At 62.6% G+C, this 26,518-nt stretch carries 23 protein-coding genes and 1 tRNA gene; 11 read left to right on the forward strand and 13 right to left on the reverse strand.

The window, feature by feature from the left end; all coding sequences use genetic code 11:
* Positions 1–7: 7 nt before the first annotated feature.
* Together HR9077_RS02045 and pgi are read right to left on the reverse strand one after the other, a co-directional pair.
* Positions 8–646 (reverse strand): YqiA/YcfP family alpha/beta fold hydrolase, encoded by a 639-nt coding sequence (locus tag HR9077_RS02045; protein ID WP_136064614.1) that lies wholly within the window; start codon positions 644–646, stop codon positions 8–10.
* 29 nt (positions 647–675) lie between these two features.
* Positions 676–2,346 carry a glucose-6-phosphate isomerase gene (gene pgi / locus HR9077_RS02050; RefSeq protein WP_136064617.1) on the reverse strand — a complete coding sequence of 557 codons (1,671 nt, stop codon included), beginning with the start codon at positions 2,344–2,346 and terminating at the stop codon, positions 676–678.
* Positions 2,347–2,514: 168 nt separating this feature from the next.
* On the opposite strand from pgi, the gene cmoA reads away from it, so the two are divergent.
* Both cmoA and cmoB read left to right on the forward strand, forming a co-directional pair.
* Positions 2,515–3,327, forward strand: coding sequence for a carboxy-S-adenosyl-L-methionine synthase CmoA (gene cmoA, locus HR9077_RS02055; protein WP_136064619.1), 813 nt, complete (start codon positions 2,515–2,517; stop codon positions 3,325–3,327).
* A 2-nt stretch (positions 3,328–3,329) separates the two neighbouring features.
* Positions 3,330–4,322: a tRNA 5-methoxyuridine(34)/uridine 5-oxyacetic acid(34) synthase CmoB gene (cmoB, locus tag HR9077_RS02060; RefSeq protein ID WP_136064621.1), complete on the forward strand. Its 993-nt coding sequence runs from the start codon at positions 3,330–3,332 to the stop codon at positions 4,320–4,322.
* A 74-nt stretch (positions 4,323–4,396) separates the two neighbouring features.
* On the opposite strand, the gene cysN is transcribed toward cmoB, so the two are convergent.
* The 7 genes from cysN to HR9077_RS02095 form a co-directional block, all read right to left on the reverse strand.
* Positions 4,397–5,836, reverse strand: a complete 1,440-nt coding sequence (cysN, locus tag HR9077_RS02065; protein WP_136064624.1) for a sulfate adenylyltransferase subunit CysN — start codon at positions 5,834–5,836, stop codon at positions 4,397–4,399.
* Positions 5,837–5,909: 73 nt separating this feature from the next.
* On the reverse strand, positions 5,910–6,254 hold the full coding sequence (locus HR9077_RS02070) for a four helix bundle protein (protein ID WP_136064696.1): 345 nt from the start codon (positions 6,252–6,254) through the stop codon (positions 5,910–5,912).
* Positions 6,255–6,324: 70 nt separating this feature from the next.
* On the reverse strand, positions 6,325–7,266 hold the full coding sequence (gene cysD, locus HR9077_RS02075) for a sulfate adenylyltransferase subunit CysD (RefSeq protein WP_280178398.1): 942 nt from the start codon (positions 7,264–7,266) through the stop codon (positions 6,325–6,327).
* Between the two features lie 128 nt (positions 7,267–7,394).
* Entirely contained in the window at positions 7,395–8,129 is a 735-nt protein-coding gene (locus HR9077_RS02080) for a metallophosphoesterase (protein WP_136064628.1), read from the reverse strand.
* Positions 8,130–8,258: 129 nt separating this feature from the next.
* Positions 8,259–8,705: a DUF1249 domain-containing protein gene (locus HR9077_RS02085; protein ID WP_136064630.1), complete on the reverse strand. Its 447-nt coding sequence runs from the start codon at positions 8,703–8,705 to the stop codon at positions 8,259–8,261.
* A gap of 3 nt (positions 8,706–8,708) precedes the next feature.
* Positions 8,709–9,341 (reverse strand): NUDIX domain-containing protein, encoded by a 633-nt coding sequence (locus tag HR9077_RS02090; protein ID WP_136064632.1) that lies wholly within the window; start codon positions 9,339–9,341, stop codon positions 8,709–8,711.
* A 192-nt stretch (positions 9,342–9,533) separates the two neighbouring features.
* Entirely contained in the window at positions 9,534–10,178 is a 645-nt protein-coding gene (locus HR9077_RS02095) for a TRAP transporter TatT component family protein (RefSeq protein WP_136064634.1), read from the reverse strand.
* Positions 10,179–10,380: 202 nt separating this feature from the next.
* Between HR9077_RS02095 and greB the strand changes: the two genes are divergently transcribed.
* Complete coding sequence (greB, locus tag HR9077_RS02100) at positions 10,381–10,926, forward strand: transcription elongation factor GreB (RefSeq protein ID WP_136064636.1); 546 nt, start codon at positions 10,381–10,383, stop codon at positions 10,924–10,926.
* Between the two features lie 3 nt (positions 10,927–10,929).
* Here the strand turns inward: greB and HR9077_RS02105 are convergent, their stop codons facing one another.
* Positions 10,930–11,928, reverse strand: a complete 999-nt coding sequence (locus HR9077_RS02105; RefSeq protein WP_136064638.1) for a class I SAM-dependent methyltransferase — start codon at positions 11,926–11,928, stop codon at positions 10,930–10,932.
* Complete coding sequence (locus HR9077_RS02110; RefSeq protein ID WP_136064640.1) at positions 11,925–12,704, reverse strand: methyltransferase domain-containing protein; 780 nt, start codon at positions 12,702–12,704, stop codon at positions 11,925–11,927. The genes HR9077_RS02105 and HR9077_RS02110 overlap by 4 nt, the downstream gene beginning before the upstream one ends.
* Before the next feature lie 133 nt (positions 12,705–12,837).
* Between HR9077_RS02110 and HR9077_RS02115 the strand changes: the two genes are divergently transcribed.
* Positions 12,838–14,910, forward strand: coding sequence for a putative bifunctional diguanylate cyclase/phosphodiesterase (locus HR9077_RS02115; protein ID WP_136064642.1), 2,073 nt, complete (start codon positions 12,838–12,840; stop codon positions 14,908–14,910).
* Between the two features lie 114 nt (positions 14,911–15,024).
* A tRNA-Arg gene (locus HR9077_RS02120) sits at positions 15,025–15,101 on the forward strand.
* Between the two features lie 76 nt (positions 15,102–15,177).
* On the opposite strand, the gene HR9077_RS02125 is transcribed toward HR9077_RS02120, so the two are convergent.
* Together HR9077_RS02125 and HR9077_RS02130 are read right to left on the reverse strand one after the other, a co-directional pair.
* Positions 15,178–15,981, reverse strand: a complete 804-nt coding sequence (locus HR9077_RS02125; protein WP_136064644.1) for a glutamate racemase — start codon at positions 15,979–15,981, stop codon at positions 15,178–15,180.
* A gap of 25 nt (positions 15,982–16,006) precedes the next feature.
* Positions 16,007–16,645 (reverse strand): LysE family translocator, encoded by a 639-nt coding sequence (locus HR9077_RS02130; RefSeq protein ID WP_136064646.1) that lies wholly within the window; start codon positions 16,643–16,645, stop codon positions 16,007–16,009.
* Positions 16,646–17,525: 880 nt separating this feature from the next.
* Here HR9077_RS02130 and HR9077_RS02135 point away from each other — a divergent pair.
* From HR9077_RS02135 to HR9077_RS02160, 6 genes are all read left to right on the forward strand, one after another.
* Positions 17,526–19,115 (forward strand): GmrSD restriction endonuclease domain-containing protein, encoded by a 1,590-nt coding sequence (locus HR9077_RS02135; RefSeq protein WP_168380877.1) that lies wholly within the window; start codon positions 17,526–17,528, stop codon positions 19,113–19,115.
* Positions 19,116–19,228: 113 nt separating this feature from the next.
* Positions 19,229–20,068 carry a DUF4062 domain-containing protein gene (locus HR9077_RS02140; RefSeq protein ID WP_136064650.1) on the forward strand — a complete coding sequence of 280 codons (840 nt, stop codon included), beginning with the start codon at positions 19,229–19,231 and terminating at the stop codon, positions 20,066–20,068.
* Between the two features lie 586 nt (positions 20,069–20,654).
* The gene (locus tag HR9077_RS02145; protein ID WP_136064652.1) at positions 20,655–21,056 is read left to right on the forward strand and encodes an MbcA/ParS/Xre antitoxin family protein; all 402 of its coding nucleotides are present in this window, start codon (positions 20,655–20,657) and stop codon (positions 21,054–21,056) included.
* The gene (locus HR9077_RS02150; RefSeq protein WP_136064654.1) at positions 21,053–21,730 is read left to right on the forward strand and encodes an RES family NAD+ phosphorylase; all 678 of its coding nucleotides are present in this window, start codon (positions 21,053–21,055) and stop codon (positions 21,728–21,730) included. The genes HR9077_RS02145 and HR9077_RS02150 overlap by 4 nt, the downstream gene beginning before the upstream one ends.
* A 156-nt stretch (positions 21,731–21,886) precedes the next feature.
* Positions 21,887–22,525 (forward strand): hypothetical protein, encoded by a 639-nt coding sequence (locus tag HR9077_RS02155; RefSeq protein WP_136064656.1) that lies wholly within the window; start codon positions 21,887–21,889, stop codon positions 22,523–22,525.
* Between the two features lie 327 nt (positions 22,526–22,852).
* The gene (locus tag HR9077_RS02160; RefSeq protein WP_168380878.1) at positions 22,853–26,509 is read left to right on the forward strand and encodes a chemotaxis protein CheB; all 3,657 of its coding nucleotides are present in this window, start codon (positions 22,853–22,855) and stop codon (positions 26,507–26,509) included.
* The last annotated feature ends 9 nt before the right edge of the window (positions 26,510–26,518 follow it).

Raw genomic sequence — 26,518 nt, forward strand, 5'->3', positions numbered from 1 at the left:
TCGAGAATCATTGAATGGCCGCCAGCGACTCGCCGGCGACATGCCCGCCGTGGGCCAGCACCGCCGGCAGATGGGCCGCCAGCCGGCTGAAGCCGTGATCGCCGCCCGGCTCGATCAGCGTGCGACAGCCGCGATAGGCGGTGAACGCCTCGCGGCAGTCGAGCGTCTCGTCGGCGCTGCCCAGCAGCAGCAGGTAACGCTCCGGGGTCAGCGACGCCGGCGTCAACGCCTTGAGCTCGTCGCGATGCGCCGACTCGATGGTGAAGCGCTCCCCGCTGTAGGGGTTGACGAACGCCATGCCCAGCCAGGCGTCGACCAGCCGCGGGGCGTTCACCGCCGGATTGATCAGCACCGCCGCCAGCGCGTGACGCTCGGCCAGGACGCTGGCCAGAAAGCCGCCCATCGAACTGCCCACCAGCAGCACGTTGTCGCCGAGTTCGGCGAGTGCCGCTTCGGCGCTCGCCAGGGCTTCGGCGGGCCGGTGCGAAAGGTGCGGCGTGCGGCACGGCAACGGCCCGCCCCGATGCTTGATCCGGGCGCAGGCTTCGCGCATCAGGCGCGCCTTGGGCGAATCGCTACCGCTGTTGAATCCGTGCAGATAGAGCACTCCGTCGACCGGCGCTGCCTGCAAGGGGCCACTCAGCATACCCTAAAACCTGGACAGATAAACAGCATTCAGTGTTGCTCCTCGGCGCGCCAGACCGCCTCGATCAAGTGGCGGCTGGACTCGTCGAGCGCCGCGAGGCCTTCGTGGCTGGCGAGCACCCGCTCGGTCTGGGTGGCGATCTTCTTGCCCAGCTCGACGCCCCACTGATCGAACGGGTTGATGTTCCAGATGGTCGCCTGGACGAACACCTTGTGCTCGTAGAGCGCCACCAGCGAGCCCAGCGTGCGCGGTGTCAGGCGATCGAGCAACACCGTGGTCGACGGCTGGTTGCCGCGATAACGCTTGTGATTGGGGCGCGGGCCGTCGTCCTCGATCGCCTCGTCGCCGAGCATCAGCACCCGCGACTGGGCGAAACAGTTGGCCAGGGTCAGGCGGTGCTGCTCCTTGAGCAGCGCACGGGTGGCGTCGTCCTCGACCCGGTCGTAGCGGCGCATCGGCGCGATGAAGTCGCACTCGACCGGCTGGGTGCCCTGGTGCAGCAACTGGTAGAAGGCGTGCTGGGCGTTGGGGCCCAGTTGACCCCAGAGCACCGGGCAGGTCGAATACGGGGTGGTCTGGCCGTCGTTGGTGGTCGACTTGCCGTTGGACTCCATCTCCAACTGCTCGAGATAGCTGGCGAAGAACTCCAGCCGGCCGTCATAGGGCAGGATCGAGTGGGCGCGAATATCCAGGAAGTTGACGTTCCAGATGCCCGCCAGGGCGAGCAGCACCGGCAGGCTGTCCTCGAGGGGCGCGCTGGCGAAATGGCGATCCATCTCGTGGGCACCGGCGAGCAGTTCGCGGAAGTTGTCCATGCCCACCGCCACGGCGATCGGCAGGCCGATGGCCCCCCACAGCGAATAGCGGCCGCCGACCCACTCCCAGAACTCGAGCTGGTTGGCCTCGGAGATACCCCACTCGCTCATCTTCTCGGGACTCGCCGAGACGCCGATGAAGTGCTGGCGCATGACCAGGTCGCGATCGCCGCGGCCGTTGACCAGATGCCCCATCAGCCAGTCCTGGGCAGTGCGCGCGTTGGACAACGTATCGATGGTGGTGAACGACTTCGACGACAGCACGAACAGCGTGGTCTCGGGATTGAAACGCGTCAGATAGTCGGCCAGCTGGGAGCCGTCCATGGTCGAGGCGAAATGCACCTCGACCGGATGGATGTCCCGTGGCCGGTAGTCGGCCAATGCGTGCGAGACCATCAGCGGCCCCAGGTCCGAACCGCCCACGCCGAGGTTGACCACGTCGGTGACCGCCTTGCCGGTGGCGCCGCGCCACTGCCCGGCATGGAACTTGTCGACCATTGCCGCCATGTGCTCCAGGGTGCGATGCACGCCCGGCACCACGTCCTCGCCCTCGACCTCGAGGCGCGCATCCGCCGGCAGGCGCAGCGCGGTGTGCAGCGCCGGGCGATCCTCGCTCAGGTTGACCCGCTCGCCGGCCAGCAACCGCTCGATGCCCTCGGGCACGCCGGCGACGCGCGCCAGCTCGAGCAGCTTGTCCAGCGTTTCGCGACGCCAGCGCTGCTTGGACAGATCCAGCATCAGGCCCGCGGCCCGGCGGCTGAAGTCCGGATAGCGCTGGTCGGATTCGTGAAACAGGTCCTTGAGATGCACCTGGCGCATCGTTGCGGCGTGCTCGAGCAGCGCCTTCCAGGCGGGATGCTGGTCGATCGTCGTGGCTTCGGTCATCGGCTCCTCCTTGAACGGATCCATGCGGGTCCACGACCGGCGGTCGTGGCTGGGCGGCGTCGCGGCGGATGCAAGCCGCTCGGACGCTGGGTAAACTGTCAGCGCCTGCCGCACGGCTCTCAGCTTCCAGCTTCATCCACCTTCAACAAGTCGGCTTAGCGAACGCCCATGAGTGATGCATCTTACCGTGACGCGATCTTCACGACACCCCTCGACCGGGTCGCGACATTTTCCTTCGACGAGCAGGTCGTGGCCTGCTTCCCCGACATGGTGCGCCGCTCGATCCCCGGCTACGGCCAGATCCTCGGCATGCTCGGGGTGATCGCCGAGCGCCACCTGCGCCACGGCGGGCATGTCTACGACCTGGGCTGCTCGCTGGGCGCGGTGGGCCTGGCGCTGGCCGGGCGCCTGCCGCCCGAAGCGTTCTCTCTGACCGGTGTCGACCTGTCGCCGGCGATGGTCGCCCGCGCCCGCGAGACGCTCGCCGCCGAATGTCCCGAACACGCCATCGAGATCGTCGAGGGCGATATTCGCCATCTCGATTACCGCCCGGCGAGCATGATCGTGCTCAACTTCACCCTGCAGTTTCTCGCCCCCGGCGAACGCGACGCGCTGATGACGAAACTGTTCGAGACGCTCGAGCCGGGTGGCGTGCTGGTGCTCTCGGAGAAGATCGTCGCCGCCGACGAGGCCGAGAACGCCTGGCTGGTGGAACGCTACCACGACTTCAAGCGCGCCAACGGCTACAGCGAGCTGGAGATCAGCCAGAAGCGTACCGCACTGGAAAACGTGCTGGTGCCGGACACCCTCGAGGCCCACCATGCGCGCCTGGCGCGGGCCGGTTTCGCCCGCACCACGACCTGGTTCCAGTATCTCAACTTCGCCTCGATGATCGCGTTCAAGGACGCCCGGTATCGGGACGCCCAGTATCGGGACGCCCGGTACAGGGACGCCCGGGGCATGGCCGAGGGGCCGCGCTGAACATGGCCGATACCGACCGCGCCCAGCAGGCGCTCTATCACGCCTTCGTCGATCAGCAGTTGCACGCCTGGCTGGCGCGTCTTCCCGAACAGTTCGCACGCGGGCTGGACCGGCGCCGCCACGGCGACCTGCCGGGCTGGGCGAAGGCGGTTGCCAAGCTCCCCGAGCTGCCGGACGCCCGCGACGTGGCGCTCGATCGCGATACCGTGAGTGTCGACGTCGCGCTCGACGACGCCGACCGGCGGCGCTGCCACAACCTGCTCAAGGCGTTGATGCCGTGGCGCAAGGGCCCCTACCGGCTGGCCGGCATCGACATCGACAGCGAGTGGCGCTCGGACTGGAAGTGGCAACGCGTCGCCCCGCACCTGGCGCCGCTGGCGGGCCGCCGGGTGCTCGACGTCGGCGGCGGCAACGGCTATCACGCCTGGCGCATGGCCAGCGCCGGCGCGGCATTCGTGCTGGTGATCGACCCTTCGCCGCGCTTCTACTACCAGTTCCAGGCGGTGCGCCATTTCGTCGGTGGCGCCGACGGCGGGCGCACCCACTTCCTGCCGGCGGGCATCGAGGACGTTCCGGCCAACCTCGAGGCCTTCGACACGCTGTTCTCGATGGGCGTGTTCTATCATCGTGCTTCGCCGCTCGATCACCTGCTGCAATTGCGCGGTGCCCTGCGCCCGGGGGGCGAACTGGTGCTGGAGACGCTGGTCGTCGAGGGTGATGCGACGACGGTATTGATGCCCGGCGAGCGCTACGCGCGGATGCCCAACGTCTATTTCCTGCCCTCCTCGGCCGCTCTTTGCCACTGGCTGGAGCGCTGCGGCTTCACCAACGTGCGCGTCGTCGACGAGGCACCGACCAGTCTCGACGAGCAGCGCCGCACCGAGTGGATGACCTTCCAGTCGCTGGCCGACTTTCTCGACCCGGAAGATCGCACGCGCACCATCGAAGGGCATCCGGCGCCGCGTCGCGCGGTGATCGTCGCCAACAAGCCCTGAAACGCAGCGACCCGCCGGCGCCGCGAACTGACGCCGACAGGGCGCTGTGACTTTCAGCGCGAGGCTTTTGCCGTCTACCTGCCCATCAGCTCGCGCACGTCCTTGGCTTCCCAGTGCGGGAAGTACTTGCGCACCAGGGCGTTGAGCTCGACCTCGAAAGCCTGCCAGTCGACTTCGCCGGGTGTGCTGTCACCCTCCAGTGCGCCACGCACCATCCCCGCGCCGACGGTGACGTTGGTCAGCCGGTCGATGACGATGAAGCTGCCGGTGCCGGGGCTCGCGCGGTAGTCGTCGACCGGGATCGGCGCGGTCAGCTCGACCCGGCAGCGGCCGATGGCGTTGAGGTTCAGCCGCTCGGCGCCGTGATGTTCGAGGGTGTTGACATCGACCTGGTAGTCGATGGCGCTGACCTGCCCGGTCAGGTCGCGGGTGGCGAGCTTCAGATCGTAGAGCTTGCCGGGCTCGAGTGCACTGTCGTGCATCCACACGATGTCGGCAACGAAGGCATTGGACAGCGCGATCTCGGCATCGCCTTCCACCAGCCAGTCGCCCCGGGAGATGTCGATCTCGTCTTCCAGGGTGACGGTGATCGCCTGGCCCGGGTAGGCCACCTCGAGGTCGCCATCGAAGGTGACGATGCGCTCGACCTTGCTGGTCTTGCCGGAAGGCAGGGCACGAATGGCCTGGCCGGGGCGCAGGATGCCGGCGGCCAGCGTGCCGGCATAGCCGCGGAAGTCCAGATTGGGCCGGTTGACGTACTGCACCGGCAGGCGCAGGTCGGCGAGGTTGCTGTCGTGGATGATCTCGACCGTCTCGAGCAGTTCGAGCAGCGGCTCGCCTTGGTAGTTTTCTTGAAAGTACCAGGGCATGCGCTCGCTGGCGTTGACGACGTTGTCGCCCTCCAGCGCGGAGATCGGCACGAAGCGGATGTCGCGGGCGTTGAGCTTGTCGGCGAGGCGCCGATACTCGGCGACGATCTCGTCGAAGCGCGCCTGGGAGTACTCGACCAGGTCCATCTTGTTGATGGCGATCACCAGGTGCTGGATGCCCAGCAGGTCGGCGATGAAGCTATGCCGCCTTGTTTGTGTCTGCACGCCATGGCGGGCGTCGATCAGGATCACCGCCAGGCTGGCGGTGGAGGCGCCGGTGGCCATGTTGCGGGTGTACTGCTCGTGGCCCGGGGTGTCGGCGATGATGAACTTGCGCCGGTCGGTGGAGAAGTACCGGTAGGCGACGTCGATGGTGATGCCCTGCTCGCGCTCGGACTGCAGCCCGTCGACCAGCAGCGCCAGGTCGACCTTGTCGCCGGTGGTGCCGCTGGTCCTGGAGGCCTGGGTGATCGCGGCGAGCTGATCCTCGTAGATCATCTTGGAGTCGTGCAGCAGCCGGCCGATCAGCGTCGACTTGCCGTCGTCGACGCTGCCGCAGGTGATGAAGCGCAGCAGGTCCTTGTTCTCGTGTTCCTGGAGGTAGGCTTCGATGTTCTCGGCGATGAGGGCTGATTGATGTGACATAGCAAGATCCTGAGCTGTAAGCCGTAAGCTTTAAGCGGTAAGTAAACCCCAACCGCTGCTTGCGGCGTTGCGTCTATTCGTTGTCCAGGGTGGCGATCAAGCCAGCGAGCATGGAGGAGATTTCGCGCGTTTCCTGTAGCCATTCACGGCCTTTGTCCTGAGATATGTAATCGATTTCCATGCCGATATAGATCTGGGTGCGTAATTCGGAACACGAGCCGCGCGCGATAACCAGAAAGTGGCGCTTATCCTTCGTCGAAGACCGGCTCATGCCTTCAGCGATGTTGCTGGGGACCGATAAGCCTGAACGCGTGATCTGATCCTTGAAACCGAAGTCACGTAAATCCCGCAGGGTCTTATAAAGCTCGGCCGATAGCCTGGCTGAGCGCTTCCAGACCCGGAGTTTCTCGAAATTTATGGCGGCGTCCTCCGGGCTGCTTAAAGCTTATGGCTTACAGCTTACGGCTTTCCAGCGCGCCTACGGCGCGCTAGAAGTATCCCTCGCGCTTCTTCCGTTCCATCGACCCCGCCTGATCGTGATCGATGGCGCGGCCCGAGCGTTCGCTGGTGCGGGTCAGCAGCATCTCCTGGATGATCTCGGGCAGCGTGGCGGCCTTGGATTCCACCGCGCCGGTGAGCGGGTAGCAGCCCAGGGTGCGGAAGCGCACCCACTTCTCTTCGGGCACTTCACCTTCCTCGAGCGGAAGACGCTCGTCGTCGACCATGATCTGCATGCCGTCGCGCTCGACCACCGGGCGCGGGGCGGCGTAGTACAGCGGCACGATGGGGATCGATTCCAGATAGATGTACTGCCAGATGTCGAGCTCGGTCCAGTTGGAGAGCGGGAACACGCGGATCGATTCGCCCTTGTTGATCTTGGCGTTGTAGATGTTCCACAGCTCGGGGCGCTGGTTCTTGGGGTCCCAGCGGTGGTACTTGTCGCGGAACGAGTAGACCCGCTCCTTGGCCCGCGAGGCCTCCTCGTCGCGCCGCGCGCCGCCGAAGGCGGCGTCGAAGCCGTACTTGTCCAGCGCCTGCTTGAGCGACTGGGTCTTCATCACGTCGGTGTACTTGGCGCTGCCGTGCTCGAAGGGGTTGATGCCCGCCGCGCGGCCCTCCTCGTTGATGTGCTCGATCAGTTCCATGCCCACCTCCTGGGCCATGCGATCGCGGAACTCGATCATCTCGCGGAACTTCCAGGTGGTGTTGACGTGCATCAGCGGGAACGGCGGCGTGCCCGGGTAGAAGGCCTTGCGCGCCAGGTGCAGCATCACCGAGGAGTCCTTGCCGATGGAATACAGCATCACCGGGTTGCGAAACTCGGCGGCCACTTCACGGATGATGTGGATCGACTCGGCTTCAAGCTGCTTCAAGTGGGTCTGGCGTTCGGGGGAAAGCATCTCGGCTTGCGACCTCTCTAAGCAATGGATCCCCGCCTCCCCAGCGTGAAAAGGCCACACCGGATCCGGACGCGGGAAAGCGAACGGAGATACGGTACCCAGCGAGCAATGATAACGTCAAAGAATTAAGAAACATTCCTTAATCGCATTAAGGAATATCAACTGTCGATACGTTCGACCCAGGTAGTGATCCCCGCCGCCTCCAGGTCGATCACGCGCAACCCCGGCCGCGAGGCCTCGTCGATGGCGAACTCGGGCGAGCCGGCGAGGAACTGGTCGGCGGTCGCCGGGCAGCCGTAGATGACGATCTCGCCCTGCCCCGAGGCATGCCGCGCGGTGTAGGCCTGGTGGATGTGCCCGAACAGGATCGCCCGCACCTGCGCGTAGGCGGCGAGGGTCTGCCAGAAGGCCTCGCGGTCGGCCAGGCCGATGGCATCCATCCATGCCGAGCCCACCTCGACCGGCGGGTGGTGCAGCGCCAGCAGGGTGGGACGGTCGTCGTCCTCCAGGGCGTAGGCCAGCGTCTGCAACTGGACCTGACCGAGCTCGCCATGGGCCTGGCCGTTGACGTGCGAATCGAGCAGCAGCAGACGCCATTCGCCCAGGTCGACCTCGTCGAGCAGCTCACGCTCCTCGGCCATGTACTGCGGCCGGTCGTGGTTGCCGGGCAGCCAGAACCAGGGGCAGTCGAGCGCAGAGAACGCTTCGGCGGCATGGCGATAGGAGGCCGGTGACTCGTCCTGGCTGATGTCGCCGGTCACCAGCAGCAGATCGGGTCGCAGCGAGCGCGCCCGTTCGAGTACCGCGTGAAGCTGGCGATACGGCACGCCCATCCGCGAGCGTGCCGCGGGATCGGCATGCAGGTGGCAATCGGTGACTTGAACCAGCCGCATCGTACGTTCACTCCATGGCTCGCAAGAGCGTGTATACCCGCCAGACGGCATGGCGTTCCGGCCGAGGGCTTGAAGACGAGAGGGAAATCAGTCGGCAGCCACGCGCCGTTCGCGGCCTGCCGGGCGCCATCAACGCGTCGTCGAGAGGTCCGTCGCGCGGCCGTGCGCCAGACCGTGTTCGAGCCACTCGCCCAGGAACCGGTTGAGCTGGAGTTTCTCGTCGGGCTGATGCATGCGCGGATTGGGGTAGCGGTAACGCCCGCTGAAGTGGCGCTGGCGCTGAAAGTCGGTGACCTCGGCCATGCGCACGTCGTGATAGAGATGCACGTTCATGCGCGGCGAATCGATGATGCCGTCGAGCACCCCGGTCTGAGCCACCCGCACGATGGTCGTGTAGGGCGCACGCTCGGCGACTTCCAGCCACAGCGTGCCGAAACAGCCCGCCGCGCCGTTCAGCGGCACCTCGCGCACCTCGCCGGCCTGCAGCTCGCCCAGCAATCGCGTCAGGCGCAGATAGTTGGCGGTACATTCGCCCTGCAGCGTTTTCAAATCGGTGACATACGCGGTTCTGGCCACGGCTTATCTCCTTGCTCGCAGTGAGGCCCGCTCGCGTGTCAGCCAGAGGAAGGCGATCAGACACATGGCGTTATCCAGCCGCCCCGCCTCGAACAACTCCCTGGTGCGGGCGAACGGCAGCACATGCACCTGAATGTCCTCGTCCTCTTCCTCCAGACCATGCACGCCGCCCAGCTCGCGGCTGTCGACGAGCCCGCAGAACAGCGTGACGCGTTCGTCGCTGCCCCCGGGACTGGGGTAATAGCTGTACAGCTCGATCAGCTCCTCGATGTGACAGCCCGCTTCCTCCACGGCTTCGCGGCGCGCCACCTCGGCCGGGTTCTCGCCGGGCTCGACCAGCCCGGCAACGGGCTCGAGCTTCCAGGGGCTGTGCGGGTCGTCAAGCGCTCCGGCACGAAGCTGCTCGACCAGCACGACGCTGTCGCGTTCGATATCGTAGAGTAGCACGCCGACCGCATCGCGGCGCACGTGCACCTCGCGGTCGAGCACACGGCTCCAGCCGCCGTGAAAAAGGCGATGGCGCAGGTGGCGACGCTCGAGGCTGAAGAAACCTCGGTAGAGCGACTCGGTTTCCAGCCGCTCGACATCGGCGCCGGTAAAGCGCGCGACGGCCTGCGAGTTGTCATCGTCGGTCATGGACTCTCCAATCGGCCGGGTCTGACCCGGGCGCGGGCACAATGCGCCCCATTATCCCGGGCCGGTGGCCGGATTCCAAGTCGCGTCCCGGCAAGGATGCCGCCGTTCACCGCCATGCGAGACTGGGTCTGGCTCGTGGAAAGGAACCTGCTCCCGACAGATTGCGGGCTTCGTCGCGAATGCATTCGCTTCCTACTTGCCCTGGCCGAGTTCAGCCAGCAACTGGCGGATCTCCTCGCGCAGCCCCGCATCGGAAGCATCCCGCCCCGGGCGCCCGGGTGCCGCCTCGGCACGCCGGGCATACTCGAGCGCCGCGGCGTCACGGCCCTGCTCGTGCAGGTAGTCGGCGTAGAAATACAGCGTGTCGATGCCTTGCGGGCGGATCTCCACGGCTTTCTCGAGCAGTCGCTCGGCCTTCTCGTCATCGCCGAAGCCGACCGGCCAGCCCGGCACCCTGGCGTAGAGCGTGCCCAGGGTCACGTAGGCCGAACCGTCATCGCCACGGGAATCGAGTTCGATCGCCCTTTCGAGCGCCGTACGCGCCTGCTTGGCCAGCCCCAGGGCACCCAGCCCGCCCTGGGCGCGCGCCTGCGAGGCCAGGATGATGCCCTGCCAGGTCAGCACCCGGGCATCGTCGGATTGTGCCGTCGCCAGTTGGTCGGCGTCGCCGGCCAGTTGCGCGAAGGCCTTTTCCTGCGCGTCCCCCTGCATATGGTAATTGATCTGCGCCCAGCGCTTGATCAGCGGATAGACCGGGTCGGGCTGCGCCATGGCGGCCCCGGCGGTTACCAACGTGGCGGCCAGCACGGCCGCTTTCAGCAGGCGTTTACAAAGCATCGTTCGACTCCTCGACAGGTCCGCCTCGACGGCGGTGAAACGAGCCAGGCGGCTCGTCGCGTATCCCACTGTCCAGCAACATAACGAACGTTTGTATGATTCACTATGCGGTCTTCGTCGAATCCCGCCTGCAGCTTGGCCTCGACCGCCGGGTTGCGTAGGCTGGCCGGATCACCGCAACCGCCATGACGATCCGACTATCATGAAAGGCCGCAACATGACGCGCTGGCGCGATCCCGCCAAGGATCCGCGCCAGGAAGCCAAGAGCAACCTGATCACCCCCGAAGGCCATGCCCGGCTCAGCGGCATCCTCGATCACCTGTCGCGGGTACGCCGGCCCGAGATCTCGGCCAAGGTCGGCGAGGCCGCGGCGCTGGGCGATCGCAGCGAGAACGCCGACTACACCTACAACAAGAAGGAACTCAACCGGGTCATCGCGCGCATCCGCTACCTGGGCAAGCGGCTCGACGAACTGCAGGTGGTCGACCGGCTGCCGGCGGATACCGGGCGCGTGTATTTCGGGGCCTTCGTCACCCTGGAAGACGAGGACGGCGAGGAGCTGGCAATCCGCATCGTCGGCCACGACGAGACCGATACCGCCAGGCGCTGGATCAGCGTCGACGCGCCGCTGGCCCGCGCCCTGCTCGGCAAGGCGCTCGACGACGAGGTCACGGTCGCCGCGCCGGGCGGCGAGACGCACTACATCGTCACCGCCATCGACTATCGCGATCCCGGCGCCAGCCGCTAGTCGTCAGCGGCGAATCGCCCGATACACGCGAAAGCGCCGGTCGTCGGCGAGAATCGAGAAGCGCCCGAAGGCCGCCTCGAGGCGGTCGGGATAGGGCAGAAACGCATTGGCCACCAACAGCAGGCTGCCGCCACGCTCGAGCCGCTCGGGCGCCTCGGCGATCAGCCGCGCCGCCGGGCCGTAGTCGATCGCCCGCTCCTGATGGAAGGGTGGATTGCTGACGATGGCGGCGAAGCGTTCCCCATCGGCCAGCCCGTCATAGACATCGCTCTGCACCACCGTGCCTTCCAGCGCGTTGGCGGCCAGCGTGCGCCGCGTCGCCTCCACGGCGAAGGCGCTGACGTCGAGCGCGGTGACCTCGGCGCCGCGCTGTGCCAGGCTGGCGGCGATGATGCCGTCGCCACAGCCGACATCGAGCACGCGCTCGCCCCGGCGACCCAGTTCATGGGGCAGGTTCTCGAGCAATAGTCGCGTGCCGTCATCCAGCTTGCCGTGGCCGAACACCCCGGGGTGGCTGGCCAGCGCGAGCCCGGCCGCCTCGAAGCGCTGCCAGACCGCATCGGGGTCCAGCGCGACCGGCCCGACGCGCGTCTCGAACAGCGTGCTGCGGCGCGCGCTGTCGAGCTTGCGGCAGCCCAGGCCCAGTGCCGCCAAGACCTTGAGCACCCGCTTGATGCCGCCCTGGTTCTCGCCCACCACCTGTAGCGGCGTGCCCTCGGGAAGCCGGCGGCATAGCGCCAGCAGCCACCATTCGCCCAGGGCATGGGTCTTGGGCCAGAACAGCACGGCACCGGGCGGCGTGTCGAGCCGGGGCTCGAGCGAGTCGTATGCCGTCAGGCCAACCGCCCGCCATTGTCGAGCCAGCGTGAGGTCGGCGCTCCACAGCGGCCCCGGCGCCTGCGTCGTCAACCAGGGATCGGCCGGCGGCGCGACCCACAGCCAGCCGCGGTAATCGCCGGATTGGCGCTCGAGCAACTGGCAGACGGGCGTCGTCGCGCTCATGTCCCATCTCCAGGGATTTCGGGTTTGCGCAGGTGATAGAGCAGGTAGCGTCCCAACCGCCAGTGCGGATCGACGTCGCAATAACGCCGTTCGAGCTCGAACAGCCGGCTCAGCGTCGTGTCGTCCGGATCGCGTTCGCGCAGGTAGTCGTGAAAGATCCGGATACCGGCGACGTGCTCGACGACCAAGCCCTCTTCGGCGAACCAGCCGCTGACCCGGGCATGCGTCAACGGCGAGATCGGCGTCAGCCGCTGGCGCTGACCGGTACCCGCCAGCCGATCGTCCAGCGCCTTCTCCAGGTTGCCCTTGACGACATTGGAAAACCGCAGCGCATCGCGATTGAAGACCATCAGCGAAAGCTGCCCCCCCGGCGCCAGCAGCCGGTTCAGCGTCGCCAGCGCCCGGCGGGGTTCGGCGAGCCATTCCAGCACCGCGTGGCAGACGATCAATGGCCACGGCCCGGGCGCGACTTGCCCTAGTTCCTGTAGCGGCGCTCGCAGAAAATCGATCGGCAGATCGCCATGTTCACGACGCGCCCGCTCGAGCATCTCGACGGAGGGTTCGGCCAGCGTCACGGGGTGACCACGCCGTGCCAGCCAGGCGCTCATCTGGCCCAGCCCACCGCCGGCATCCAGCGCCGGCTGGCCATGCAGCGCCAGGGTGCGTGGCAGCAGCTCGTCGAGCAGTGCCAGGCGCAGCTCGCCGCGCGGCTTGCCGTACAGGCTATCGGCGAACTTGTCGGCCAGGCCATCGAATATGCGGTCGCGAACGCTCACCGTTTTCACCCTTGTCCAGGAAAGTCGCCAGTCTAGCTTTCACCACCGGCTGGCGTCATGCTCAAGTATTCGCCACGACGGCCGATAACCAATCGATTACCAGAGGATCGCCGGCTGCACAGGAGTATCCCCCTTGGGCCAATTGCCTCCCCTGCTGGAACCCATCGTGAAGGTGCTGGAGCTACCCGGCATCGCGATCACGATCATCGACGGCGAGGCCGCCGGCTTCCCGGTGCTGCACGTCAATGCCGGCTTCGAGCAGCTCACCGGCTACGCCCGCCAGGAGGCGCTGGCTCCGGCGCATAGCGTTTTCGCCTCCCGGGATATCGAGATCTGGCTGAGCGAGGTGTTGACCCACCGTACCCCGTCGACCCATACGCTGGCGCTGCGTCGCCGCGACGGTGGCCAGCTCTGGGACGAACTGACCCTGTCGGTGACCGAGAGCACCGATGGCCACCGCTACGTGATCGCCACCCATCGCGACATCACCGACCAGCATCGGCAGGGGCTCGCCAAGGCAGTATTCGACAGCACCCACGATGGCATCTTCATCACCGACGCCGAACGGACGATCGTCGACACCAATCCGGCCTTTACCGCACTGACCGGGTACGAGCGTGACGAGATCATCGGCGAAAAGCCTCACATGCTGTCGTCCGGCAAGCACGACGCCACCTTCTATCAATCGCTGTTTGCCGCGGTGGACAAGCACGGTTTCTGGTCCGGCGACATCTGGAACACCCGCAAGGATGGCAGCCAGTTGATCGAGAACTCGACCATATCGGCCGTGCGCAACGACGCCGGCGAGGTGATCAACTATGTCGGCGTGTTCCGCGACATCACCCAGCAGCGTCTCAACCAGGCCCGCCTCGAGCGTATGGCGATCTACGACCCGCTGACCGGACTCTACAATCGCGAGCATTTTACCGTGATGCTCGAGAGCCACCTGGCCGGCCTGCAATACGTCGAAAGCGGCCTGTCGGTGCTGTTCATGGATCTCGACGACTTCAAGCCGATCAACGACAGCTATGGACACGCCGCCGGCGATGAACTGCTGGTCGAGGTCAGTCGACGACTCAAGCGGCTGATGCGCAGTACCGATATCGTCGCGCGCTTCGGCGGCGACGAGTTCGTCATCGCTCTCGGCGGCATGGGCAATAGCGACAAGGCGTTCAAGGTCGGGCAAAAGATCATCGACGACCTGACCCAGCCTTTCCTGCTCGCCAACGGCGAGCAGGTCAACGTCTCGGTCTCGATCGGCCTGGCCTTCACCAGCGACTATCGGCAGAGCCCACCGACCCTGATCGACAACGCCGACCATGCCATGTACGAGGCCAAGCTCGGCGGCAAGAACCGTATCGCCAAGGCCCGACGCTTCGTCGAGTCGCGCAGCCAGGATGCTTTCCAGCGGATCCGCGACGCCTTCGAGAAGGGCGAACTCGAGCTCTACTACCAGCCGATCATCGACCTGGCTAGCAACCAGACCCACAGCTTCGAGGCGCTGGCGCGCTGGCGCCACCCGCAGAAGGGGGTACTCGGGCCACAGCATTTCATCAACGTGATCATGCACTCCTCGCTGAGCCTGCCGTTCGGCCAGTGGCTGGTACGCGAAGCCGGCCACATGGCCAAGCGCCTCCAGGATGCCGGCCACGCCACCCCGGTCAGCATCAACCTCTCCCAGGACCAGATCGAGACAGGCAGCTTCCTGCGCGCCATCGTCGAAACCCGCGACGCGCTCAAGCTGACGGTGCCCTACCTGACCATCGAGGTGCTGGAGTCGAGCCACTTCCACGACCTCGACCTGGCCTGCAGCCAGTTGCTCGAGGCGCGGTTGCTGGGCACCTCGATCGCCCTCGACGACTTCGGCTCCGGCATCTCCTCGATCACCTACGCCAACCACCTGCCGATCGACACGCTCAAGATCGATCGCAGCGCGATCCGGAATCTCGATACACGCGAGGACCAGCGGCAGTTCGTCGGCGGCATCATCGACATGGCCCATGCCATGCAGCGCCAGGTACTGGCCGAGGGCGTGGAACGCGACAAGCAACTGGAAAAGCTGCGCGGACTGGGCTGCGACCTGGCACAGGGCTTTCTCCTCGGCGAGCCGATGCCGGTGACGGCGTTGATCGAACGCTACCTGAGCGCGGACGCACGCCCCGTCTACCCGCTGAAAGCCGTTCCTCGATCCGAGTCACTCGCCTGAATGCGACGATACGCGCCATGCACAGAGGTTTATCTCGTGCTGTCAGGCGCTTATAATGCGCCACGTTCGGGCGCATGTATCGACCGTCGCCCGGCACAAGGCCCTGCAAGCAAAGCCCCTATAGCTCAGCTGGATAGAGCATCCCCCTCCTAAGGGGAAGGTCTCAGGTTCGAATCCTGATGGGGGCGCCATTTCACCCTTCCCAGCACTTCCCACACGCCCCGGCCCTCGAATGGGATGGGTGGAAGTCACCGACGATATATACACTCACTGTGGCACCTGGACGACCTCGAGCGTGAGATCGACGCCCAGCCGATCCAGCATGCGCCGGAAATCGTCGACGGAGTAACGCGTGTCTTCCGTGACCAGCGTCCTGACCGTACCCGTGCCCGGGGTGCCCGTGCCGAGGCTCGCCACCACACTCTCGGCAGGGTCCAGAAACCGGCATTGCGGGCGCGCACGCTCGAAAAACGCCTTGAGCCATGGCAGGTGCGTGCTCGATAGCGTCAGCACGTCGATGTCGGGCTTGCGCTGAAAGAGGGTCTTCACGAAGTCGTCGACGCTCGCCTGGGTGCCCGGCGGATCGAACAGAAACGCCCCGCTTTCGACCAGCTCCACCATGCTCGAGGCATTGATCAGCTCGACACGGGCACCGGCAAGATCATGGGATGCCACGAAGCTCTCCAGCATCTCGCTTTCGACCAGCGACTCGACGCCCATGATGCCCACGGCGTGAGTGGCCGAGCATGCCAGCGCCGCCTCCAGGGGTGGAAAGACGCCGAAGACCGGCAGTCGCGTCATGGGGCGCACCGATTCGAGCACGGTGATCGATGGGGCGTTGGACGCCACGACGATGGCCGAGGGCTCGAACGTCTCCAGAAAGCGCAACGTCCGCTCCATGACCCGGGCCAGCTCATCGGGCGCCTTGCTCCCATAGGGGAAACTGGCGCGATCCGCGAAGTAGATCACGTCCTGACGGGATAGGCGCCGCTGTATCTCCGCCACGATGGCATAGCTGCCGATTCCGGCATCGAAGACCGCGATGGGCCGGTGCAGGGCTTTCGATTCCATGGGATTCCTGTTCCTTGGTGACACCTTAGCGGTGTGAGGTGGCCAACGCCCCTCCCGCAGCCATGAAAAGCCCGCCGGTGGTGCGGTTGAACAGGCGCACGCGGCGCGACGTGCCGAACCAGCGGCTGACCGTCGAACCCACCGAGGCATAGGTGGTCATCGTCGCCAGATCGACCGCGAGCCATGTCATGGCCAGAATCGCGAACTGCGACCATTGCGGCTGGCCCAGGTCGATGAAATTGGGAAAGAGCGCACCGAAGAACAGCAGATCCTTGGGATTGCTGATCCCCACGGAAAAGCCCTTGCCGAACAGCCGGAACCGGGAGCGATGACCCGCCGGCACGGCATCCGGCTCCGCCGCCGGGTCGGCCATTGGCTCGGAAGGCGACCGCCATGCCTGCACGCCCAGGTAGACCAGATAGACCGCCCCGGCGGCCTTCAACACCAGGAAGGCGGTTTCAGAGGTCGCGAGGATCGCCCCCAGCCCCAGGGACGACAGCGCCATCAAGGCAAGCGAAGCCATGGCGCCCCCCACCACCGTCGCCAAGGCGCGTCGCCGACCGTGACGCAGCCCATGATGCATGCAAAGCAAGGCGACAGGGCCCGGAAACAGGATGAGTGCGGTGATGACACCGAGGTAGGTCATCCATACGGCAAGGTCCATCGTGGCGTGTCCTCGTGGGGTCGTGATGGCATCAAGGCGGGGAACGTCCCCCTGATGATTCGTTCGAGCTTATCGTAGCGAGACGTGATTCGTCTCGTCGTTGTCGAGGAGCCAGCACGGCGCCTCTCGGCCTCTCCTGCCCGGCATCGGCCGCCGTGGCCACCAGCCTCGATGCTGGGCGCCGTCGCCCCACGGCGCGCTGTCGACACCCCGCCCCGCCTGCGCGCTAAGTGGGTCGGTTTTTAGGCACTCATGCACCGCACTACGAGCCGCGCCACTACTGGGCGCGGGCAGTCCCCACGGGGTGCATTAAATCATGCGGAATCATGCAGTTTTACGCGTTCTAGATCAGCCGAGCAGGCGAGACGTATTCAAGCGCGGCCATGCCTTTGCCGATAGACGAATTAGGCATTCCTGAATGATCCCGTATGGGCCAGTGTGTTCTCGAAGGCATCAAACAGGGGTGGCTATTGCCGCTCCTGGGGCCGAAACGCCCCGGCTGCGGCATTCGGCGCCGGCGCGCTGTCGACTCCCCGCCCGCCTGCGGGCTAAATGGGCCGGTTTTGATGCAACCTTGCAGGGGGTGCCAGGCCCCGCTGTTACTGGGCTGCGAAGCGGTTCAGGGGTCAGAAAAATGATGCGGTCTGATGCATTTTGCTGCCACCCGACAAAAGACTCGGGGCGCTGCATAGAGCAACGAAATGGGGAGCGGCAAGTCGATGCGGAAGTTTTTTCCGGCAGGCTTTGAAAATGCTGACCGCTTCCGCCCCAGAGCGAATGGCCCGAGGAAAGCTGAATGCGCGTTCAAGACAATAAACGAGCGCGCTGTCTAATACCTGTTATAAATCCAACGTAACCAATGGAGTGCCACAGAAAAGCTATGAGAACTGCAGAGCTAACGCCAACAGCACAAAAAATTGACCGCCTTATTAGACGGATCGATGAGGGCGACATCAAAATTCCAGCGTTTCAACGTGGTTACGTTTGGAATCAAAGCCAGGTAATTGAGTTGCTGGAAAGTGTCGTTGCTGAATTTCCAATAGGTAGTGTTTTGTTGTGGAGTACGGAAGAAAAGTTGAAGTCCACGAGAAACATTGCAGGATATAAGATTCCAGAGAGAGGAGAAAACTACCCCGTAAACTATGCGTTGGATGGCCAACAGCGCATGGCAAGTATTTATGGCGTTTTCAGCCAACAAACTGTTCAGGAACCTGATGATACAGGGTATAACCCCAATCCTGATATTTTTGAAATTAGTTACGATTTTATCTCTTCTTCCTTTATTCCAAACAATGAAGTTAAGAATGTCGGCGCGGCTATACCATTGAGGTCTCTGCTTGATGTACAGACTCTGATACCTGCCTTGGGTAGCTTGGATTCAAAGTATCACCAAAGGGCTCAATCTCTCGCTTCTCAATTCCTAAATTATGAAGTCCCCGTCGTCACGATTGAAAATCGAAACAGGGAGGATGTCGGTCTAATTTTCGAAAGAATCAATAATACAGGGACAAAGCTTGGCCCCTTGGATTTGATGACCGCTTGGACATGGACCGATGACTTTCACCTTCTTGAGGCCAGCAACGGGTTGTTGGGAGAGTTGGAAGATAAGGGCTTTGGCGGGATTAAGCACAAAGTAATATTGCAAATAATATCCGGAGTAATCCAGGGAACAACTATAAGTAAAAATATACTTAGCCTTAAAGGGGAAGATGTACGCGACAACTGGGATAGGATTGTTGATGCGATAAAGAAAGCCATTGACTTCCTGGCAACTGACTTGAAGTGTCTGCATTTGGACTTTTTGCCATATGCCCAGCAATTGATACCCATAACCTGCTTTTTTGACTCTATTAAAAGGCCGACTGCACAGCAAATATCACAAGTTAAGCAGTATTTCTGGAAAACATCATTTTCTAATAGATATACCTCTGGTCAGTCAAATGCAAAAATGGACTCGGATATTGAGAGGATTAAGGAAATAGCAGATGGTGAGTCGAACGCCTTTTCGTCTTATGAGTACACCGTCACAGAAAATACGCTAATAAACACAAAGTTCTCTAAAGCAAATCCTTTGACTAGGGCTTTTCTGCTTCTGATGGCGCAATACCATCCTGTTGACCTTGTGAAAAATCAACGGGTGGATTTAGGAACGTCGCTCGCAAGCTACAACAGAAAAGAATATCATCACGTTTTTCCGCAGGCATACTTAAAATCTAAAAGTGTGCATCATGATGATATTTTTTGTGTCTTGAATTTTTGCTTCCTTTCGTCTGATTCTAATAAGGCGATTTCAAGAAAGGCGCCATCTATCTATTTTGAAAAATTAGTCCCGCAAGATACTTTCACTGACGTACTATCAAGCAATGTATTACCCATTAATAAAACTATTTATCAAAAAGATGATTATAAAACATTCATAGATCGAAGAGCGAGCGAAGTACTATCTAAAATAGATGAGCTTACCGCCTAAGATGAGTATTTATAACAATTACAGTCACTCGGACACCCTCGTCTACGCTCCTCCGCCGCTTCGACAAGGGTGCCGGTACTGTCAGCGTTATGTTCAAGGAGTGAGGATAGAAAATGAGCTATGACGCAAGAGTTTACAATGTGATGATTGCCTCACCTGGGGATGTTGCGTCAGAGCGCTCAATTGTCAGAGATGTGATTTACGAATGGAATGCGGTCCATTCAATGACAAGAGACATCGTACTTCTACCTTTAGGCTGGGAATCGCACTCATCTCCTGAAATGGGCTCCTCTCCGCAAGAGATAATTAATAATCAAGTTCTAGACAAATGTGATCTTTTGGTTGGGGTTTTCTGGACCAGAATTGGAACTGAAACTTCTGAATATGCGAGTGGAACCGTTGAAGAGATCGAGCGGCACATCGGAACAGGCAAACCCGCAATGCTTTACTTTTCGAGTCAGCCTGTCGCAATGGATTCGGTAGATTTAGAACAATTTCAGCATCTCAAGCGTTTCAAAGGATCCTGCCAAAAACGCGGATTATATGAGGGCTATGATAGCCACTCAGATTTTCGTCAAAAGTTTTACCGGCATCTCCAGCTCAAGCTCAATGAACACCCAATGTTTCTAGAGGCATCGGGACAACATACATCTGTTCCTGTCGAATCTTCGCGTGGGCTTCCCGAGTTGTCAGATGAAGCGAGAGTCTTACTCAAAGAGGCCAGTTCAGATCCCCATGGAAATGTCATGTACCTGAGATACATCGGGGGTACAGACGTTCAGACCAATGGAAAAAATCTAATTCAGTCCAAAGACCGTCGAGAAGTGGCCAGATGGGAAGCGGCCATTCAAGAGTTGGTTGAGGAAAGTTTGCTTATTGAGCGTGGTCATAAGGGCGAAATCTTTGAGGTGACGAACCAGGGATACCAAGTGGCTGATATGATCGTACTTTGAAAATAACCAGGGGCTGCAGCGGACCGCTTTTCCGGCGCACTTCGCCTCCAAATCGGCCGCTGAGCCCAAGCGTTATATCTACTCTGGCTTAACGTCTGCTCCTGGCCGTAAGCGGCCAGCCCCCCTGCGCTGTCACAATTCGGGTAGCCCCATGAGTAGCTAATTAAGGGTTCATGGTATATCGATTGGTATAATCGACCTCCATGCCAAATATTTATTTTTTAAAAAACAACAGCTTATATTAAAAAATAGAATCCTGATGGGCCTCTCTCTCCATCGCCGATCGGTTCAGCTGACACCGCGAGGCGGCAGCCCCGCATCTCGGCTGGAATGAGCGCAACACTGCCAGTGTTGCGCTCATATTCTCGTGACTCGTAGCCCAGCTTGGAAAAATCAGCCGCTTCCGGGCGAGGCATGCACACCTGCCCGAGCCGCATGAATGCTGGCATCACGACGGACTCTTGCGGGCGTGTGTCACCGCCCTGCAATGGGGCCCCTGGCGAGCGAAAGGGGTCAGTCGGGAAATGACAGGATTCACCAAATGGCGGATAATGACAGTGAATCGCCATCTGGACGGAGAGGCACTATGGCTATCGCCAAAATGTCACATGAGCAGCGTCAGAACATGAGCGCCGCTGCCATGCGCTCCTACCCCAACATCGCCAGAGACTGGCAGTTGAAGGAGCAGGAAGCCGCCCTGCTCCTCGGCGTCCCCGGTTCCACCTACCGCCGCTGGCAAAAGGACCCGGACAAGGCTGCCCTGGATGTGAACCAGTTGGAACGCATGTCCCTGATACTGGGGATCTACAAGGCGTTGCAGATTCTGTTGCCGCGTAGCGATGCGGCGGACAGTTGGCTGCGACGGCCGAACCGCAACCCCTTGTTCTCCGGGCAAGCGCCTCTGGAGCGGCTGCGCAGCGGGCTGGTATCCGACCTCTATGTGGTGCGCCAGTATCTCGATGCCGCCCGGGGCGGCGGCCACGCATGACATTCGCGCTTTCACCCGTACAGTGGCGGCCCAGCTATCGGGTCGTGCCCTCCCGGTTTCCGCCCATTGACCTGTTCGAGCGTGTGGCTTCACCCAACGACCGGGATCTTCTCAACCAGCTCGAGGGTGAGACCTCCGCCCGGCTGCGCGAAGAGGCCGGGGCCATCCACATGGTCAGGGAAGAGGATCGCCGCTACGGTCCCGGCTGGACACCCGTCATGGCGGCTTTCTGCCATTTCAACGGCCAGGGTTCGCGCTTCAGTGATGGCACCTTCGGGGTCTACTACTGCGCCTTGAGCGAGGCTACGGCCATTGCCGAGACGCGCTATCACGCCGAGCGATTCATGCACGACTCCAGCGAGCCGCCCATGCAGCTGCAACAGCGCGTTTACCTGTCCGATCTTGCCGGCGATCTTCACGACCTGCGAAGTACCCCGGATGCCACCCCCCTGCTGTCCCCCGACGATTGGAGGGCTGGGCAGGCGTTTGGCCGGCAAGCCCGGGACGCTCACTCGGATGGCATCGTCTACCCCAGCGTGAGGGATCCTGATGGCGAATGCGCGGCGGTGCTGCGCCCGCCGGTAATGTCCGCCACCCGGCAGGGCCGCCATCTGGGCTATGACTGGGATGGCGAGCGAATCCGCCACGTCCTCGAACTCAATCTGGTGCTCTAAAGCTCCGGCGGGTCCCTTGAAAAAACAAGTGCGGTAAAACAGCGCATCCAGTGCATTCTCGGTTGATCTGGACGATGCAGCGGAGCACCATCAGGGCCTTACGTTGATGGCGTGGCTTCTCTGGGCGTTGGTGCATTAATTCAAAGGTGACTGGATATGCTGGAATTCTTGATTCTGTTTCTGATTTACGCCGGGGTTGCAGTATCCATCTATCAACTGTACGACATCTATTGCAACCAGAGCCAAAGCATCGAAGAGGAAGACAACAAGACGTATGCAATGAGGGAGGATCTAAAAGGCCTGGCCCTCAAGGCGCGGGAACAGGCGGCGACGGGTAGTTCCTCCGATTTCCTGCAGGCGGCGGGTGCCATTTACGGACGCGGTCTCGACCCCAGAGTGATACTGGCTGCCTTTTCCACTGAAAAGGCCCAGTACAATGCGGAAGCGCTGTTGCGCCGCAAGCACCATGTGCTCGTCAATGGCGAAATAAGGATACGTCATCTGCCCTTCTGGAAAACCGCCCCTCCGGCGAAGGACATAAGGGGGACGCTTCTCACGGTCATCATCGTCAACTCGCTTGCGGTGCTATTCCTCGGCGGCCTGGGCGTTTACACCATGGCCTACGAGGTGACGATCGATTCTCTTTCCTGGGCCAACAGCAGTTTCAATTTGATGGTTATCATTTATGCACTGATCCTCTTTACGCATGTCCTGTCAAAATTCGATGGCTACATGCATGACATCTACCGCATCGGAAAACTGAACGACTACCTGCCCAGCGCCGGGGTCAAGTAGTTCCGCCAGGAACACATTTCCACACGCCCGGCAATTCAGGCGCCGGTGGCAAGGCAAAGCCGGGCCCCCTTGCCATGGCGGGCATGGCCAGCGATTCGTGAAAGAAGTTCGAAAGCGCCTGACGGCGCTTTTTTCGTTCGCAATGGCTCAGCCAGGCCATGCGCTCCAGGGCCGGCACTCACCACTCGGGTCAACACACGCCGGTTTGCGACGCAGGGCTTGTGCCACGTTATAGTGACGGACCGGATTGCTCCAGATCGCCCCGGCACCATGTGTCGGGGCCTCGAGCAGGGAAGCCAGCGTGGGGCGATGAGCGAGGATGAAGCCATGAGCGAAGAGCGTCAGCACGACACGGGGCGCATGACGGACAGCCGCAGGCCGACGACCGTCGTGGGCATCGGCGCCTCGGCCGGCGGCCTCGCGGCGCTCAAGCAGTTCTTTTCGAACGTCACCGAAGACTCGGGGCTGGCCTTCGTCGTCGTCATGCACCTGTCGCCGGAGCACGAAAGCCATCTGGCCGACCTGCTGCAGCCCTACTCCAAGCTGCCTGTCCAGCAGGTCACGGAAACCGTGCCACTGCAGCAGGATCGTGTCTACGTGATCCCGCCGGGGTGCAACCTCAATACCGTCGACACGCACCTGCGGCTCTCGCAACTCGAAGACAGGCGCCGCGAGCGAGCGCCCATCGACCATTTCTTCCGCACGCTCGCCAACACCTTCGATGGCGATTCGGTGGGGGTGATCCTCACCGGCACGGGCTCGGACGGTACGCTGGGCATCAAGGAGATCAAGGCGCACGGCGGCATGACGGTGATCCAGGATCCCCGCGAGGCGGAATTCGACGGCATGCCGCAGAGTGCGCTCTCCACCCGGCTCATCGACCGGGTTCTTCCGCTGGCACAGATCGCCGACGAGATCATTCGCTACGCCACGACCCGCCCCAGGGTCGTGGTGCCCACGGAGGGCGTGGAACTGGATGAGACCCAGCGCTCGATCCAGCAGAAGATTTTCGCCCAGGTCCGCGCGCGCAGCGGGCGCGACTTCACCCGCTACAAGCGTTCCACCGTGATGCGCCGCATTCAGCGCCGCATGCAGCTCCATCATATCGAGGATCTCGGTCAGTACCTCGCGCTATTGCGCGAACAGCCCGAGGAAACCCACGCGCTGGCCGACGAATTCCTGATCACCGTGACCAACTTCTTCCGCGACCGCGAAGTCTTCGAGACGCTGGAGAAAGACGTCATTCCGCAGCTGTTCGCCGACAAGGGCCCCGAGGATCAGATCCGCATCTGGTCGGTGGGCTGCGCGACCGGCGAGGAAGCCTATTCACTGGCCATGCTGCTGCTGGAGGCGGCATCGCACCACGCGAATCCGCCCCAGTTGCAAGTCTTTGCCTCCGACCTTCACGACCACTCGTTGAAGACCGCGCGCGATGGGCTGTACTCGGGGGCGATCGAGATCGACGTCTCCGCCGAGCGCCTAGGCCGTTTTTTCGTCAAGGAGAACGGGGGGTTCCGGATTCGCCGGGAAGTCCGCGAGCTGGTGGTCTTCGCCCCGCACAATCTGCTCGGCGACCCGCCGTTTTCCAGGCTAGACCTGGTCGCCTGTCGCAATGTGCTTATCTACCTGCAACGCGACGTGCAGCAGGATGTGATCGAGGTCTTTCATTATGCGTTGAATGCCGACAGCTACCTCCTGCTGGGCACTTCGGAAACGGCCGATCGCTCCGACCTGTTCCATACCGAAAACAAGCCGTTGTGCCTGTACCGCAAGCGCAACGTACCCACCCATGGCCTGCACCTGCCGGTGTTTCCACTGACCCAGTCCCGCCGCCCCGCGGAGGAGAAACCCACGGAAACGAATCCACGCGCGCCGCAGACATATGGTTCGCTGCATCAGAAGATGGTCGAGCGCTATGCGCCGCCGAGCATCCTGGTCAATGCCGATCACAAGATCGTGCATTTCTCGGAGCATGCCGGGCGCTTTCTGACCCATCCCGGCGGGGAGCCGACCTCGTCCGTCTTCAAGCTCCTGCGCGAGGAGCTGCGCCTCGATCTGCGCGCCGCCCTGGTGGCAGCCGAGAAGGATGGCCAATCGGTCCGCTCGAAGCCGATCGCGGTGCGCCTGGAGGGCGAGCAACGCAACGTCATCATGCACGTACGCCCCGCCGAGGAGTGCGAGGACCAGGGACTGATTCTGGTGATCTTCGAGGAACGCACGGAGACTCGCAGCACGGCCACGAACACCAGCGATGCCCAGCACGAGGCCTCGTCGCAGGAACTCGAGGCGGAGCTCGATCTCAACAAGCAGCGCCTGCAAGCGGTGATCGAGGAGTACGAGACCGGTCAGGAAGAGATGAAGGCGGCCAACGAGGAACTGCAGTCGGCCAACGAGGAGCTGCGCTCGACGATGGAGGAGCTCGAGACCTCCAAGGAGGAGCTGCAGTCGATGAACGAGGAGCTCGCCACGGTCAATCAGGAAAACCGCCACAAGGTCGAGGAACTCAGCCAGCTCTCCAGCGATCTGCAGAACCTGCTGACGGCCACCGACATCGCCACGATCTTCCTCGACCGCGAGCTGCGTATCCTGCGTTTCACCCCCCAGGTCGGTGCGCTGTTCAATATTCGCACCGCCGACCGCGGCCGGCCGCTTTCGGACCTGACCCATCGCCTGGGCTACGACGGCCTGACCGACGACGCCCAGGCGGTACTCGACCAGCTCACCCCCGTCGAGCATGAGGTCAAGGACCACGAAGATCGCTGGTATCTGACCCGCGTACGCCCCTACCGCAACGTCGACGATCGTATCGACGGCGTGGTGATCACCTTCATCGACATCACCGAGCGCAAGCGCTTCGAAGAGGAGCTACGCGCCGGTGAAGAACGCTTCCGCGTGCTCGTCGCCACCTCGGCCCAGATCATCTGGACCACCGATGCCAGGGGCCGCATCTTCGAGGATTCGCCCTCCTGGCGCGCCTACACCGGACAGAGCTTCGATCAGTTCAAGGGCTGGGGCTGGGCCAGCGCCGTCGAACCCAGCGATCGCCCGAGTGCCAAGGCGCAATGGCAGCAGGCAATCGAGACGAGCACGCCCTTTCATGCCGAATTCCGGCTCTACCATGCACCCAGCGGAGGCTATCGCTGGACCGAGGTCAGGGCAGGCGCCTTGCGCGACCCCGACGGCACGATCCATGGCTGGGTCGGCATGAATACCGATATCAACGAGCAGAAACTCGCCGAGCAGGCGCTCAAGGAGATCAACGAGACCCTCGAGGCACGCGTTCAGGAGCGTACGCAGCAGGTACGCGATCTGGCGTCGAGACTGACCATGGCCGAGCAGGAGGAGCGTCGGCGCGTCTCCCAGGTATTGCATGACGACCTGCAGCAACTGCTCTATGGCCTGCAGATGCGGCTGCGCATGGCTCAGGACAAGCTCAAGGCATCGGGTGACGAGAACGTGCAGGAACTCCTCGCGGGGACCCAGTCATGGGTGGTGCAGGCCATCGAGACGACGCGTCAGCTGACCGTGGACCTAAGCCCGCCCATTCTCAAGAAGGAGGGGCTCGTCGAGGCGCTCGGGTGGCTGAAGCGGCAGATGAAGCAATTGCACGATCTCGACGTGGACGTGGAGACCCATCGGCCGCCCGAGATACCCGATGAAGACATGCGCGTCCTGCTCTTCCAGGTCGTCCGGGAGCTGCTGTTCAACGTCAAGAAGCACGCCGACGTGGACCATGCCCGAATCGGACTCGACCAGACGGAGGAGCAGATCCGCATCCGCGTCAGCGACTCGGGGCACGGCTTCGACCTCGCGGTCATGGAAGTGGAGCAGGATGAGCACCCCGGGTTCGGGCTGTTCAGCATACGCGAACGGCTGCGCCTGCTCGGTGGTTACATGGAGATCGATACGGCACCCGGCGCGGGTACTTCTATACTGGTGACGATGCCGACACGTCACGCAGCGGCGGAAACGGCTTCGCAATAGCCGGGCGCC

Source organism: Modicisalibacter radicis (assembly GCF_900961225.1).
GTDB lineage: Bacteria > Pseudomonadota > Gammaproteobacteria > Pseudomonadales > Halomonadaceae > Modicisalibacter.